At 61.7% G+C, this 13,948-nt stretch carries 11 protein-coding genes; 5 read left to right on the plus strand and 6 right to left on the minus strand.

The genetic code is table 11. From position 1 onward, the window contains the following. Window positions 1–36 precede the first annotated feature (36 nt). A complete protein-coding gene (locus AC1D1J_RS02145) occupies window positions 37–342 on the plus strand; it encodes an EF-hand domain-containing protein (protein ID WP_477693762.1) in 306 nt (101 codons plus the stop codon). Between the two features lie 110 nt (window positions 343–452). Beyond that, window positions 453–1,364: an alpha/beta hydrolase gene (locus AC1D1J_RS02150; protein WP_477693763.1), complete on the plus strand. Its 912-nt coding sequence runs from the start codon at window positions 453–455 to the stop codon at window positions 1,362–1,364. Between the two features lie 79 nt (window positions 1,365–1,443). Here AC1D1J_RS02150 and AC1D1J_RS02155 read toward each other — a convergent pair whose 3' ends face one another. Beyond that, window positions 1,444–2,691, minus strand: a complete 1,248-nt coding sequence (locus tag AC1D1J_RS02155; protein ID WP_477693764.1) for an extracellular catalytic domain type 1 short-chain-length polyhydroxyalkanoate depolymerase — start codon at window positions 2,689–2,691, stop codon at window positions 1,444–1,446. A gap of 369 nt (window positions 2,692–3,060) precedes the next feature. On the opposite strand from AC1D1J_RS02155, the gene trhO reads away from it, so the two are divergent. Together trhO and AC1D1J_RS02165 are read left to right on the plus strand one after the other, a co-directional pair. Then, on the plus strand, window positions 3,061–4,008 hold the full coding sequence (trhO, locus tag AC1D1J_RS02160) for an oxygen-dependent tRNA uridine(34) hydroxylase TrhO (protein WP_477693765.1): 948 nt from the start codon (window positions 3,061–3,063) through the stop codon (window positions 4,006–4,008). Window positions 4,009–4,028: 20 nt separating this feature from the next. Next, window positions 4,029–4,709: a glutathione S-transferase gene (locus tag AC1D1J_RS02165; RefSeq protein ID WP_477693766.1), complete on the plus strand. Its 681-nt coding sequence runs from the start codon at window positions 4,029–4,031 to the stop codon at window positions 4,707–4,709. Between the two features lie 27 nt (window positions 4,710–4,736). On the opposite strand, the gene AC1D1J_RS02170 is transcribed toward AC1D1J_RS02165, so the two are convergent. Together AC1D1J_RS02170 and AC1D1J_RS02175 are read right to left on the minus strand one after the other, a co-directional pair. Beyond that, the gene (locus tag AC1D1J_RS02170; protein ID WP_477693767.1) at window positions 4,737–5,606 is read right to left on the minus strand and encodes an FRG domain-containing protein; all 870 of its coding nucleotides are present in this window, start codon (window positions 5,604–5,606) and stop codon (window positions 4,737–4,739) included. Window positions 5,607–6,052: 446 nt separating this feature from the next. Continuing rightward, the gene (locus AC1D1J_RS02175) at window positions 6,053–6,484 is read right to left on the minus strand and encodes an Lrp/AsnC family transcriptional regulator (protein WP_477693768.1); all 432 of its coding nucleotides are present in this window, start codon (window positions 6,482–6,484) and stop codon (window positions 6,053–6,055) included. A gap of 169 nt (window positions 6,485–6,653) precedes the next feature. Between AC1D1J_RS02175 and AC1D1J_RS02180 the strand changes: the two genes are divergently transcribed. After that, a complete protein-coding gene (locus AC1D1J_RS02180) occupies window positions 6,654–7,751 on the plus strand; it encodes a saccharopine dehydrogenase family protein (protein ID WP_477693769.1) in 1,098 nt (365 codons plus the stop codon). 750 nt (window positions 7,752–8,501) lie between these two features. Here the strand turns inward: AC1D1J_RS02180 and sbcB are convergent. The 3 genes from sbcB to clpA all read right to left on the minus strand — a co-directional run bounded on the left by sbcB (window position 8,502) and on the right by clpA (window position 13,910). Beyond that, the gene (gene sbcB / locus AC1D1J_RS02185) at window positions 8,502–9,971 is read right to left on the minus strand and encodes an exodeoxyribonuclease I (RefSeq protein ID WP_477693770.1); all 1,470 of its coding nucleotides are present in this window, start codon (window positions 9,969–9,971) and stop codon (window positions 8,502–8,504) included. Window positions 9,972–9,991: 20 nt separating this feature from the next. Next, window positions 9,992–11,449: a cardiolipin synthase gene (gene cls, locus AC1D1J_RS02190; RefSeq protein ID WP_477693771.1), complete on the minus strand. Its 1,458-nt coding sequence runs from the start codon at window positions 11,447–11,449 to the stop codon at window positions 9,992–9,994. A gap of 124 nt (window positions 11,450–11,573) precedes the next feature. Further along, window positions 11,574–13,910 carry an ATP-dependent Clp protease ATP-binding subunit ClpA gene (gene clpA / locus AC1D1J_RS02195; RefSeq protein ID WP_477685768.1) on the minus strand — a complete coding sequence of 779 codons (2,337 nt, stop codon included), beginning with the start codon at window positions 13,908–13,910 and terminating at the stop codon, window positions 11,574–11,576. Between the last annotated feature and the right edge of the window lie 38 nt (window positions 13,911–13,948).

Consider the following 13,948-nt stretch of genomic DNA (forward strand, 5'->3'; position numbering starts at 1 on the left):
TTTCAACCTTCACTTTCATTTTTTTGGAGCACTCTCATGACCCCCTCGTTCAATCTCCGCGCACTTTCAATCATTGGTCTGCTGGCACTAGGTACCGCAGCCCATGCCCAGGCACCCAACGCCGCTCGACTGGAAAAAGCCCGCACCGAACTGCAAAAGCGCTTTGAGGCGGCCGACACCAACAAGGACGGCAAGCTGACCCGCGAGGAGGCGCAGGCAAAAATGCCCAAGGTGTACAAAAACTTTGACGCCATCGACGCCAGCCATGCAGGCACTGTCTCGCTGGCCGACATCGAGACCTTTGTGGCATCGAAAAAAGGCTCGCGCAAACCGGCCGGCTGACGACTGCGCATCGCGCAGCCCGAATGCCTGACCCATCGTTGACGCACAAGGTCAGAGGCGGGCCGGATATGCTGTCCGGCCTGCCGCCGCAATACCACTGGAGCCATGACATGTCCCTTGCCCCTCGCCTCCTCACGCACTGGCCGACGCTTGCGCTGGTGCTCACCGCGGTTCTCTACGCCGGGCCGGCACCTGCCCAGCAGGACAGCGGCCGCCTGGCGAGAAAAACCGCCAGGTCCACCGTACCGGCCGGGGTGCGGCAAATCCCCGACATCGCCTACGGCACAGACCCGCGCCAGCGCATGGATGCCTACCTGCCGCAACAGCCGGCAGCCAACGCACCGGTCATCGTCATGGTGCACGGCGGTGCCTGGATGGTGGGCAACAAGGCGATGGCCAACGTGACCGACAACAAGGTGGCTTGGTGGGTCAAGCAGAAGGGCTACATCCTGGTGTCGGTGGGCTATCGCCTGTCGCCGCAGGTTGACCCGCTGGTGCAGGCGCGCGATGTGGCCAGTGCCCTGGCCAAGACGCAGGCCATGGCCGCCTCGTGGGGTGGCGATCCGGCCAAGGTCATTCTTATGGGGCATTCGGCCGGTGCGCACCTGGTGGCGTTGCTGGGCGCTTCGCCGGCACTGGCACGCGATTCAGGCGCCAAACCCTGGCTTGGCACTGTGGCGCTTGACAGCGCCGCGCTGGACCTTGAGCGCATCATGAAAGCGCGGCACATGCGGTTTTATGACCGCGTGTTTGGCGCCGACCCGGCCTACTGGCGCACTGTGTCCCCAAGCAGTGTGCTGGCGGCTGACGCCACGCCGATGCTGCTGGTCTGCTCGACACAACGGGCGGATGACCCCTGCGCACAGTCGCGTGACTTTGCTGCGAAATTGACGGCCAAAGGCGCGCGGGCCAGCGTGCTGCCGCAAGACCTGACGCATGAGCAGGTCAACACCACGCTGGGCCTGCCCGGTGGGTATACCGATGCGGTAGACGGTTTTATGGCGGGGCTGCTGCCGCGCTAACGAATTTAAAGAAAAACAGGCTACAGCCCTCAGTAAACGGGCGCAAGACGCTATTGATTTGATAGCGAATCAGGCTCAGCTACTTCGCCGCACCAGGCTCTGCCGCGGCCGGAGCGGCATTGCGGCGGTGGTAGGTGAAAAACGTCCACATCATCAGCGTGGCGTCGGGGCCTTCAGGCTCGCTGTATTCCATGCTGGCGTCTCCGCCGCTCCAGGCGTGGCCCAGGGCGTCTACGTCGCACTTCACCAGCTGCGGCTTGCGGCCGGCGTACCAGGTCGTCGTCTGGTAGGCATGGCGTGGCCGCCTGCCGCTGCGGCGTTCGGGGTAACGGCGAATCACCGGCTCGAGGCGGGCCGCATTTTGGGTAATGACCGGGTTGTTAATGATTTCGAACTGCTCGGCCAGCTGCTCGGCGTTCACCCGCCGCACCACGGCATCGTTGTCGCCATGGATCAGGATGGCCGGCATGCCCGGGAACTGCGGCTGGTCGCTGGCAAACAAGCGCGCCACCGCATCGTAAGACGAGCCCGAGCCGTGTTGCATGGCCCGGTAGGCGCTGAAGGGCGAATGGGTGGTGCCGAACACGGGTGCGGAATGCATGCCCACGGCCGCGATCAGCTCCGGGTGGCGCAGTGCCACGATGGCCGCCAGCGCGGCGCCGGCCGACAGGCCCGCCACGTAAGTTCGTGAAGCGTCAAGCCCGTGTTTTTGCTGCACCTGCGAAATCATGGCGGCGATCACGCCCACATCGCCCTCCCCGTTTTGTGTGGCCCGCTTGTACCAGTGCCAGCAGCGGTGGGCGTCGGCTGCACTGGATTGCTGGGGGTAGAGCACCGCAAAACCCTTGCGCTCGGCCAGCTCGTTCATGCGGCTGGCTGCGGCAAAGTCGGCCGCCGTCTGCTGGCAGCCGTGCAGCATCACGACCAGCGGGCGCGGTGCCGCAGGGGCATCGGGAACCCCGGCAGTAACAGCCGTAGCGGCCGTAGCGGCCGCGGCGGGAAGATACAGCCAATACAGCATGCGCCGGGAATCCGTCAGCAAGCCGTCCCCGGGCAGGGTGAACCAGGCCTTGCGCCAGGTGCCGGGCAAACCGGCGGCGGCGCGGGCCTGTGCAGCCGTGGGCCGGCGGGCCTTTTTGGCGGGCCGGACAACCACCGGTTTCAACAGCTTGACCCCGGGCCTGCGCCGGCGCGGCGTTGTGGTGGCAGGCGGCGTCGGTGTGACCTTGGGAAGCAGGCTTTCAAACAGCCGCAAGCCCTGCGCCTGCTGGGCCTTGCCCATGCGGCGCATGCTTTTAAGCCAAAGACTGCTTATGCTTCTGGACATGGTTTGACAAAAAGTGGTGGGGCCATCTGGGGTCGGTTCGAGGTCTGCGTCTACGTTGATTTCCAGGAAGGGATTTGCGCCAGATCAATAAGTACACGGTCATTTTGCTGCATTGCAACAAAATGTCTACCAGCATGGCCATAAAACATTGAATTCGGCGCTTTCCGTCACAAAATCGGGGTTACAAAATGCTAAAACCCGAGCCGCTACGATGGAGCCTGGGAGCGCTTGTGCCATTTCGGCGCGTTATCAGCGCCATTTCAGCGCGTACACGCACCATTTAGAGTCTTTTCGTGCTTTCCGGCCTTTGCCCTGTTTGCCCTCTTTTGAACGACCGCACATTTCTTTTCGCTTTTCGCCTGTTTTCTCATGCCCGAATTCCTGACCGCCGCCCTTTACCAGTTCGTTGAGCTGCCCGATTTCGCCGAGCTGCAGGCGCCGCTGCTGGCGCAGTGTGAGGCCCATGGTGTCAAGGGCACGCTGCTGCTTGCGGCAGAAGGCATCAACGGCACGATTGCCGGGCCTGAAGAAGGTGTGCGCGCCGTGTTGGTCTATCTGCGCAGTGACCCGCGCCTGGCGACGCTGGAGCACAAGGAAGCGTGGGCTGAGTCCATGCCGTTTTACCGGATGAAGGTGCGCCTCAAGCGCGAGATAGTCACCATGGGTGTGCCGGAAGTCCACCCCGCGCTGATGGCCGGCGAATACGTCAAGCCGCAGGAATGGAATCAGCTGATCAACGAACCGGGCGTGGTGCTGGTCGATACACGCAACGATTACGAGGTGTCCATCGGCACCTTCCACGGCGCCATCAACCCGCACACCAGCAGCTTTTCAGAGCTGCCCGGCTGGGTAGAGCGCGAAATGGCTGAAGGCGGCAAGCTGGCGGCACATGACGGCAAAAAGCCGAAGGTAGCCATGTTCTGCACCGGGGGCATCCGCTGCGAAAAGTCCACTGCGCTGCTGCGCTCCAAAGGCTTCGAGGAGGTCTACCACCTCGAAGGCGGCATCCTCAAGTACCTGGAGACCGTGCCTGAGGCGCAAAGCACCTGGGAAGGCGAATGTTTTGTGTTTGACGAGCGTGTGTCCGTTGGCCACGGCCTCAAGCCCGGCGCCTTCACCCTGTGCCGCTCGTGCCGCGACCCGCTCAGCGAAGAAGACCGTCAGTCACCGCTCTACGAGCTGGGCGTAAGCTGCGCGCACTGCCATGCGAAGACGACGGAAGAACAGAAAGCCGGCTACCGCGAGCGCCAGCGCCAGGTCGAGCTGGCCGAAGCGCGCAATGCCGCGCACATCGGCGTGCGGCAATTCGGCACCTGAAGCACCTGGTGTCTCAGGCCATGAACAGCGCCCTGCCCGTCCTCTATTCCTTTCGCCGCTGCCCGTATGCCATGCGCGCCCGCCTGGCGCTGGCCGTGAGTGGCGAGCCGCATGAACTGCGCGAAGTCGTGTTGAAGAACAAACCCATGCAAATGCTGGCCGCGTCACCCAAAGGCACGGTGCCTGTGCTGGAGCTGCCCGGCGGCGAAGTCATTGATGAAAGCCTGGACGTGATGCTGTGGGCGCTGCGGCGCAACGACCCCGAGGGTTGGCTCAGATCACCGCAGGGCTCCCTTGATGACATGCTCGCGCTGATTGCCAGCAACGACGGTGCCTTCAAGCGCAGCCTGGACCGCTACAAATACCCGAATCGCTACGCTGAGGAATCGGCAGGTGAAGCCAACGCCTTCGCGCAGCTGCAGCGCGGCTTGGGCGCGGCATGGCTGCTCAAGCTGGACGGCATGCTGGCAGGCGGCTGGCTGTTCGGCGCACGCACCAGCCTGGCTGACATGGCACTTCTGCCGTTTGTACGGCAGTTTGCACACACCGATGCAGCCTGGTTTTCCGCACAACCTTGGCCGCAATTACAGGCCTGGCTGGCGCGCTTTGAAGCCAGTGCGCTGTATGCGGGCGTGATGGAAAAACGACCAACTTGGCAGTCATTGACTGATTTAAGGTATCAACAGCAACCACACCTGTGATAGACCAAGACGGGTGCAAGTTTGGCCTTACAGCAACTCCCTCATTGCAATCTCGTCGGGTGCATATGCTTTGAAGTTAATCCGCGCCCAATCCCGAACCTGCTGAGCCACGCCACCATAGCCAGGAAACATCGTGGCTCCACTAACACCTAGTTTTTCGCAGGCCGCTATTAGCTCTCCCGCCTCTCGCCTCGGCAGGGTAAAACAGTCCAAGATCAGCCCACCCCGATACCCTATCGATGTCGGGAGGAAAAGCTCATTTAAACCTTTGGCCGTCGGCGACACAGTAAACAATCCAGCTTGAGCTGCGAGATTGCTACTGTTTCCACCTGGGAGGTCTACTAGTTTTAGCCCTCTCCATTCTTGATGCCCCTCAGTATTGAGCGCCCACACCGCCAAGTTACCTTCGTCGGTTTTCATCCGGAGCGCTGCAGAAGCAGCAAAGTAGGCAGCTACAAATGAACGCCGAGTCCAATCTAACAAGCTGGTAGGAACGGCGTGATGTTGGGCGACCGCCTGCACTTCATACATATAGTTGGGCGGCCAAGATTCTGGCTTCATGAGGTAATAGGTCGGATCCTTCAATGTTTCGCGCACATCTGAGCGATCACCTGGGACTGAAAGTCCTGAATAGTCACAGCCCTTAAGAAACAAAGCCAATACTCTGGCTTCAAATTCAACTTGCTGCGCAGCAGTAATATCTTTCGTCCCATTGACGTTGGGAGCCGTCAGGTCTCCGTCAATCCTGTGAGCACTAGGCTCCAATTCGAAATTTGCATCAGGCTGGCCGCGAAATATGTAATGTTCACCTTGGTACCTGCCCGCGGTCAAAGGCGACAACAGCTCAAGCATTTGAACGGCACTGGTACAAGCGATAGTTTCAAAATTCTTGGGCATACATCATTGTCGCTTGGACGGCCCAATTGCTAATGTCACGATGGATTTTCGGGGCTCATTTCAGTTGCATGAAATATGACTTCGCGGCTTGCGCTGTACGCCGGCGTGATAGACAAGCATGTGCCGTGGCGGGCGGGTACGGCGCAAGCAGCAGCCGCTATCAAATAAATAGCTGCTTGCGCCCGTCTTTATTGGGCCAAGAGTCAATTTGATGCTTGAAAATAGGTCTGCAAGGCTGTTTTGAGCATCTTTTCAGCCGCTAACCAGCATTCTGCGAGCCAAAAAGTACCGTTTTTCAATAAGAAAAAGACCTGCAGGCCAATAGTACCGGGCGCAAGCAGCTATGAAATATATAGCAACCGACCGACTGGCAGGCGGCGGCGCTCACCACACGCGATGCTCTACGCCCGCTCTTATCTTCTCTCTCAGGAGGAAACCGGAAGACCTCAGCGCTGAATGCGCGTCGACAGCACCACCGACGTATTGGTGCGCTCGACCCCATCGAGCAGGCCGATGCCGTCGATCAGCGCATCCAGCCGCTCAATTGAGCCGGCCTGCACGATGGCGATCATGTCGAAAGTGCCGCTGACCGAAAGCAGTGCGCGGACCTCGGGGATCTTGCGCAGCGCTGCCTCGACCGGGCCCGACAGCTTGGGGCCGACGGTGAGCATCACGTGGGCGGCTACCTGCGACTGCTCATATGCGTCGCCGGTACGCACGCCGTAGCCGGTGATGACCTTGTCGCGCTCCAGCCGCTCCATGCGGGCCTGCACCGCGGTGCGCGACAAACCCACCTTGCGGGCGAGCAAAGCCACCGGGCAGCGCGCGTTTTCACGCAATTCGCTGAGCAGTATCTGGTCTATGGCGTCGAGATTCATGTGCCGGGCGTGACTATGGTTAAAGCAGGGTAGGCAAATAGATGATAGATGCCTTCTATTTCACTAAATTATGACTTCTATTTGTATAAATTGATACTACCAACCGCCGGTGCTGCGCTCCACAATCAGTCAACGCCCTTCACCTGGAGGGGCCCATCAAGGAGCGGATATGAAAAAGATCATGGTCGTAGGCGCAGGCAAAATCGGCTCAACCATTGCCGCCCTGCTGGGCTCCAGCCAGGACTACGCGGTGACGGTGGTGGACGCATCGCAGGCCGCACTTGCAGGTATCAAGGCCGGCGCCGGGGTTCAATTGAAGGTGCTGGACGTCACCGACCCTGTCGCCCTGCGCGCAGCGCTTGAAGGGCAGTTTGCGGTGCTCAGCGCGGCGCCGTTCCACCTCACCACATCGATTGCCGAAGCTGCCGTGGCTGCCGGTGTGCACTACCTGGACCTGACCGAAGACGTGGCCAGCACGCGGCGCGTGCGGGAGCTGGCCGGCACCGCGCGCTCAGCGCTGATCCCGCAATGCGGCTTGGCGCCGGGTTTTGTGTCTATCGTGGCGGCCGACCTGTGCCGGCGTTTTGACAGCCTGCACAGCGTGCGCATGCGCGTTGGCGCCCTGCCCCAGTACCCGTCGAACGCGCTGAACTACAACCTGACCTGGAGCACCGACGGCGTCATCAACGAGTACTGCGAGCCCTGCGAAGCCATTGTGGAAGGCGTGCTGCGCCAGGTGCCGCCGCTGGCTGAGCATGAGGAGTTTTCGCTCGACGGTGTGACGTACGAGGCCTTCAATACTTCTGGCGGCCTGGGCACCCTGTGCGAGACGCTGCAGGGCAAGGTCACCAACCTCAACTACAAGACCATCCGCTATCCCGGCCACGCGGCGATCATGAAGGCACTGCTCAACGACCTGCGCCTGCGCGACCGCCGCGGTGTACTGAAAGACATACTGGAAAACGCCCTGCCCACGACGATGCAGGACGTGGTCATTGTGTTCGTCACCGTGAGCGGCCAGCGCGAAGGCCGGCTGATGCAGGAGACCTACGCCCACAAGGTTTACAGCCATGTTGTTGGCGGCGTGCTGCGCAGCGCGATCCAGATCACCACGGCGGCTGGTATTTGCACGGTGCTGGATTTGCTGGCTGATGGGCATCTGCCTGCGAAGGGGTTTGTGCGGCAGGAGGATATTGCTTTGGGGGATTTTTTGGGGAACCGGTTTGGTGGGGCTTATGCGCCTTTGGTGGAGCGGGCTGCGGCTTGAGGGTTGATTTTTTTGAAAAATAGGCGTTGCGGTTAATGGGGACGAGCGCGAGCAGCTATTGAATTGATAGCAGTCTTCTTTTGAGGTTGTTGTTGGTTTGATGGGGCGCGCTCTTTGGTGAGGGTTGCTGGCCGGGGGTTGCCCGGCATGCAACTCACTTTCTTTTGCTTCGCCAAAAGAAAGTAAGCAAAGAAAAGGCGACCCTGGTTCCTGCGTCCCTTCGCTTCGCTGCGGGCAACCTGCGGTGCTCGGTCCAGCCGGGGTCAAAAACAACTCGCTTCGCTCAAACAAGTTTTTGCCCTGATCCGTCTGGCCCTGCGCTCCTCGGCGCATCCACAAGGGGGTGGGAGAGGAATACCGAACAGCCAACAACCGAATACCAGAACCCGAACACCGGAAGAAACAAGGACACGCCATGGCGTGTCCTTGTTGGTATTGGAATTGGTATTTGTCTTCAATCCCCGCTCCCGATTAGCCCTTCTGTCTGCGCCGAGGAGCGCAGGTTCAGGCGGATCAGGGATCGCGATTGTCTGAGCGAAGCGAGTTCGAGCGAGACCCCGCCTGAACCGAGCACCGCAGGTTGCCCCGTAGCGAAGCGAAGGGGTCGCAGACAGCAGGGTCGCCTTTTCTTTTGCTTACTTTTCTTTTGGCGAAGCAAAAGAAAAGTAAGTAGCTGCCGGGCTACCCCCGGCCAGCAGCCCTCAGAAGAGCACACACAGACCAGAGCAAGAACGGCGCGCAAAAAGCCACCTACGACATCTCCGGCGCAATCATCTCCGCATACTCATAAAGCGCCTCAAGCAGCGCCTGCCCTCGCTCATCTGCCGTCTCCGCCAACACATCGATCTCGGCAAACAACGCATCCACATTCCGCGCCCCGCCCTCACCCTCCAGCAGGCGCGCAGCGCGATGCGCTTCCCAGCGTTCGGCGTCTTCGGGCGACAGGGTTTCGGCAAAGTTGCGCGCCCGGTAGCGAAACACCAGTTCCCCGAGGCGCTCATCGTCAAAGCCGATGCGGGCATGGGCCAGCTCGGCGGGGGACAAGGCGCGCAACTGGTTCAGGCGGCGGCGGTCGGTGTTGTTGATGAAGCCGCCGTACAGGTCTTCGTCGACATCCGGCGTGGGCTCTTTGGGCCGCTGGAACACTTCGGGCCAGATGGCGCTCATGTCGGGCAGGCCGGCGGCTTTTTCGGCGTTGGCCAGCGCGGCGGGAATGTCTATGTTCCATTTGGCCGCCATCTCCGGCGACAGCGTGGCGAGCTTGCGCACGACCATGGGTGATTTGTTCAGGTGAACCGATTTGATGGGCAGGCGCAGCACGCCTTCGGGCAGCTCGGCCGATTTGCTGAAGAGGCGTTGCCGCAGCGTGACAACGTCGAGCAAAGGCAGCTCGCTCGGGTCGTGCGACAAGTCCCAGGCCAGCAACTCGTTCTTGTTCGTCGGATGCGTTGCCAGTGGCCACATGACGGCCAGGCAGCCGCGCTCTGGCGGGAACATGCCCGAGACGTGCAAAAACGGCTGGGCCGTTTGCGGGCTGGTCGGCAGGCCCAGCTCTGCAGCCACGCGGTCTTTTTTGTGCAGGCCCAGGCAAAAGTCAAAGAGCTTGGGTTGCGCCTTGCGGATCAGGCGGGCCAGCGCGATGGTGGCGCGCACGTCAGACAGGGCGTCGTGCGCCGACTCGTGCAGCAGGCCGTTGGCACGCGCCAGGTCTTCGAGCTTGAAGCTGGGGCGGACGGCGCTGGCGTCGTCCGGCCTGCGTTCGTCGGGCTTGAGCGGCCAGGTGATGCCCTCGGGCCGCAGCGCATAGGCCATGCGCACGACATCGAGCAAATCCCAGCGGCCGCAGTCGTTTTGCCATTCGCGCGCATACGGGTCAATGAGGTTGCGCCAGAACAGGTAGCGCGTGACTTCGTCGTCGAAGCGGATGGTGTTGTAGCCCACGCCGATCGTGCCGGGCTCGGCCAGCACGGCTTCGATCTGCGCGGCGAATTCGTGTTCGGCCACGCCGCGCTCCAGGCACAACTGGGGCGTAATGCCGGTGAGCAGGCAGGACTCCGGGTTGGGCAGGTAGTCGTTGGCGGGCTTGCAATAAATCATCAGCGGCTCGCCGATTTCGTTGAGCTCGGCGTCGGTGCGAATGCCGGCGAACTGCGCGGGCCGGTCACGGCGCGGGTTGATGCCGAAGGTTTCGTAATCGTGCCAGAGGAAGGTGTGGGGCATGAAGAACTCGAAGTAGGTAATTAGAGCAAGGGTGAAAACAGCCGCGCCGTGGCGTCGAGCAGGCGCATCAAAAAGTTCTGGGGGCGATGTGCGCGCACGGGCGCGGCGCTGAGCAGGTCGGTTTCAAACTGCGCGGCGAGCGGCCCTGCCAGCTCGGGGCCGTAGACCACGGCCATCACCTCGAAGTTGAGGCGAAAGCTGCGGTTGTCGAAATTGGCGGTGCCGACCATGGCACAGCTGTCGTCGACGACCAGTGTTTTGGAGTGCAGCATGCGGGCCTTGTACTCCCAGACCTTGACGCCGGCGGCGATCAGTTCGTCGAAGTAGGAGCGCGCCGCGGCGCTGACGACAAAGCTGTCGCTGCGGCGCGGCACCAGCAGGCGCACGTCGACGCCGCGCAGTGCAGCGCTGGTTAGAGCCATCAGCGCGGGTTCTCCCGGCACGAAGTAAGGCGTGGTCAACCAGGCGCGTTGGGTGGAGGCATTGATGGCGGCCAGGTGCATGCGGTGAATCGGCTCCAGCATGTTGTCCGGCCCGCTGGTCACTACCTGCACCGGGATGTCGCCGGCTTCTTCGTCGGGCACCAGGAGGGGCAGCAGGTGCGGAAGGGTCCCGTCCGTGTCGGCTATCGATTCGCCGGTGGCATAGGTCCAGTCTTCCAGGAAGGTGGTCTGCAGCCATCGCACCGCGCTGCCTTCAATGCGCAGGTGCACATCATGGTAGGCATCGGCGCGGGTGCGCCGGTCTTCTTCATCGGTGATGTTGACGCCGCCCGTGAAGCCGACGCGGCCGTCGCAGACGACGATCTTGCGGTGGGTGCGGTAGTTGGTCACCGGCCGCAGGCGGCGGCCTATGCGGGTGTCGTGAAAGAACGCAACGTCGACGCCGGCGGCCTCCAGGGGCGCCAGAAACCGGCCGCCAAGCCGCTTGGATCCAAGCGCATCGACCAGCAGGCGCACCTTGACGCCCTGCTCCGCCCTTTCGGCCAGCAGGTCACGCAGGGCAGTGCCGATGCGGTCAGGCTCAAAAATATAGTACTCAAGGTGCACATGATGGCGGGCGTCGCGGATCGCCTGGAAGATGCTGTCGAAGGTATGCGCCCCGCCTGAAAGCAGCTGGACGCCTGTGGCACTGGACACCGGAAGGCCGCAGGCGGCGGTTCCCAGGGCGGTCATCTGCCGCAGCGCCGGAGGTGCTCTTTCGGCCACGCCCTGCAACTGGGCCAGATCGGCATCGCCACGCGCACCGGCGCGGCTGCGCAGCCGCTTGAGGCGCTGCTTTTTGAGGCGCTGGGGACCGAGGAAGTAGTAAATCACGAAGCCGGCAAACGGCAGCAGGGCCAGCGACAGGATCCAGCTCATGGTGGAGACCGGCGCGCGCTTTTGCATCACGATCCAGACCGACAGCACGGCAATGTAGGCACTCCAGGCCAGGGAGAGACCGGTTTTCCATTCTGAGCTGAGTTCGGGAAGGGTCAAGGCGGGGTGTCTCTGGGGTTGGGGCGCGGGCGAAATGAAAAAGGCCGATAGCGTGATGCTACCGGCCTTTTTTGGGTGCGCGGAAACTATCCGCGCCGATGGATCGGCTCGATCAGCGAATGGGTCAGTTGGTTTCTGCCGCTTCGGCTTCCGGCTTGGCTTTGCCTTCCTTCTTTGGCAATGGCTGGATGTCGAGCTGGACTTCTCCGGTCTCAACGCCCTTCTCGTCCGTCGTGACCTTCATGTCCACCGTCAGGCGGCCACCGTCGGTCAGCCGGCCAAACAGCAGCTCGTCGGCCAGCGCACGGCGGATCGTGTCCTGGATCAGGCGCTGCATCGGGCGGGCGCCCATCAGCGGATCGAAGCCCTTCTTGCCGAGGTACTTGCGCAGCGTATCGGTGAAGGTGACTTCCACCTTCTTCTCGGCCAGTTGCGTTTCGAGCTGCAGCAGGAACTTGTCGACCACGCGCAGGATGACGGTTTCGTCCAGCGCCTTGAAGCTGACAGTCGCGTCCAGGCGGTTGCGGAACTCGGGCGTAAACAGGCGCTTGATGTCGGCCATCTCGTCGCCGGACTCGCGCGGGTTGGTAAAGCCAATGGTCGCCTTGTTCATCGTCTCGGCACCGGCGTTGGTGGTCATGACGATGATGACATTGCGGAAATCGGCCTTGCGCCCGTTGTTGTCCGTCAGCGTGCCATGGTCCATGACCTGCAGCAGCACGTTGAAGATGTCCGGGTGCGCCTTTTCGATCTCGTCGAGCAGCAGCACAGCGTGCGGCTTCTTCGTGATGGCTTCGGTCAGCAGGCCACCCTGGTCAAAACCGACGTAACCCGGAGGCGCACCAATCAGGCGGCTCACGGCATGGCGCTCCATGTACTCGGACATGTCGAAGCGGATGAGCTCAATGCCCATGATGTAGGCCAGCTGTTTGGCAGCTTCCGTCTTGCCGACGCCGGTGGGGCCGGAGAACAGGAAGGAGCCGATCGGCTTGTCGTCCTTGCCCAGGCCGGAGCGGGCCATCTTGACGGCGGAGGCCAGCACTTCGAGGGCCTTGTCCTGGCCGAAGACCACGCTCTTCAAATCGCGCTCGAGCGTCTGCAGCTTGCCGCGGTCGTCGTTGGAGACGTTGGCGGGCGGGATGCGGGCGATCTTGGCCACGATCTCCTCGACTTCGGCCTTGGTGATGATCTTCTTGCGCTTGGACGCAGGCAGGATACGCTGGGCGGCGCCGGCTTCATCGATCACGTCAATGGCCTTGTCGGGCAGATGGCGGTCATTGATGTACTTGGCGCTGAGCTCGGCCGCAGCCTGCAGGGCAGCCACGGCGTACTTGACGCTGTGGTGCTCTTCAAAGCGCGACTTCAGGCCCTTGAGGATGTCGACCGTTTCCTGCACGGTCGGCTCGACCACATCGACCTTCTGGAAGCGGCGCGACAGGGCCGCATCTTTTTCGAAGATGCCGCGGTATTCAGTGAAGGTGGTCGCGCCGATGCACTTGAGCTGGCCGCTGGACAGCGCCGGCTTGAGCAGGTTGGACGCATCCAGCGTACCGCCCGAGGCCGCACCGGCACCGATCAGGGTGTGGATTTCGTCGATGAACAGGATGCCGTTGGGCTTGTCCTTCAATGCCTTGAGCACGCCCTTCAGGCGTTGTTCGAAGTCACCGCGGTACTTGGTACCGGCCAGCAATGCGCCCATATCGAGCGAGTACACATTGGCTTCGGCCAGGATCTCGGGTACGTCTTTTTGCGTGATGCGCCAGGCCAGGCCCTCGGCAATCGCGGTTTTACCCACACCGGCCTCACCGACCAGCAGCGGGTTGTTCTTGCGGCGGCGGCAGAGAATCTGGATGACGCGCTCGACTTCATACTGGCGGCCGATCAGCGGATCGATCTTGCCGTCCTTGGCGAGCTGGTTCAGGTTGACGGTGAATTGTTCAAGCGGTGAGGCTTTTTCGCTCTTCTCGCCACCCTCTTCGCTTTCGGCAGCGCTCTCGCCTGCCTTGGCTGGTTCCGGCGGGTCGCTCTTCTTGATGCCGTGCGCGATGAAATTCACCACGTCCAGGCGCGTCACGCCCTGCTGGTGGAGGTAATACACGGCGTGTGAATCCTTTTCACCAAAAATGGCGACCAGCACATTGGCGCCGGTGACTTCCTTCTTGCCGTTGCCGGTGGACTGCACGTGCATGATGGCGCGCTGGATCACGCGCTGGAAGCCCAGCGTGGGCTGCGTGTCGACATCGTCGGTGCCGGCGACCTGCGGGGTGTTGTCCTTGATGAAATTGGCCAACGACTTGCGCAAGTCGTCCACATTGGCTGAGCAGGCGCGCAATACCTCGGCTGCACTGGGGTTGTCCAGCAAGGCAAGCAAGAGATGCTCAACGGTGATGAACTCGTGGCGCTGCTGACGCGCCTCGACAAACGCCATGTGCAAGCTGACTTCTAGTTCCTGGGCAATCATTGATCTTCCTTTCGGCTTGCTTGGGTTAACTCTACTGA

Source organism: Polaromonas sp. P1_F8, from assembly GCF_056405635.1.

What these genes read in the sequence shown, in the direction of transcription:
- AC1D1J_RS02155 (WP_477693764.1), bottom strand. Translation starts at nt 2,691, where the DNA reads ATGTCCAGAAGCATAAGCAGTCTTTGGCTTAAAAGCATGCGCCGCATG.
- AC1D1J_RS02165 (WP_477693766.1), top strand. Translation starts at nt 4,029, where the DNA reads ATGAACAGCGCCCTGCCCGTCCTCTATTCCTTTCGCCGCTGCCCGTAT.
- AC1D1J_RS02170 (WP_477693767.1), bottom strand. Translation starts at nt 5,606, where the DNA reads ATGCCCAAGAATTTTGAAACTATCGCTTGTACCAGTGCCGTTCAAATG.
- sbcB (WP_477693770.1), bottom strand. Translation starts at nt 9,971, where the DNA reads ATGCCCCACACCTTCCTCTGGCACGATTACGAAACCTTCGGCATCAAC.
- AC1D1J_RS02145 (WP_477693762.1), top strand. Translation starts at nt 37, where the DNA reads ATGACCCCCTCGTTCAATCTCCGCGCACTTTCAATCATTGGTCTGCTG.
- AC1D1J_RS02175 (WP_477693768.1), bottom strand. Translation starts at nt 6,484, where the DNA reads ATGAATCTCGACGCCATAGACCAGATACTGCTCAGCGAATTGCGTGAA.
- AC1D1J_RS02150 (WP_477693763.1), top strand. Translation starts at nt 453, where the DNA reads ATGTCCCTTGCCCCTCGCCTCCTCACGCACTGGCCGACGCTTGCGCTG.
- AC1D1J_RS02180 (WP_477693769.1), top strand. Translation starts at nt 6,654, where the DNA reads ATGAAAAAGATCATGGTCGTAGGCGCAGGCAAAATCGGCTCAACCATT.
- trhO (WP_477693765.1), top strand. Translation starts at nt 3,061, where the DNA reads ATGCCCGAATTCCTGACCGCCGCCCTTTACCAGTTCGTTGAGCTGCCC.
- clpA (WP_477685768.1), bottom strand. Translation starts at nt 13,910, where the DNA reads ATGATTGCCCAGGAACTAGAAGTCAGCTTGCACATGGCGTTTGTCGAG.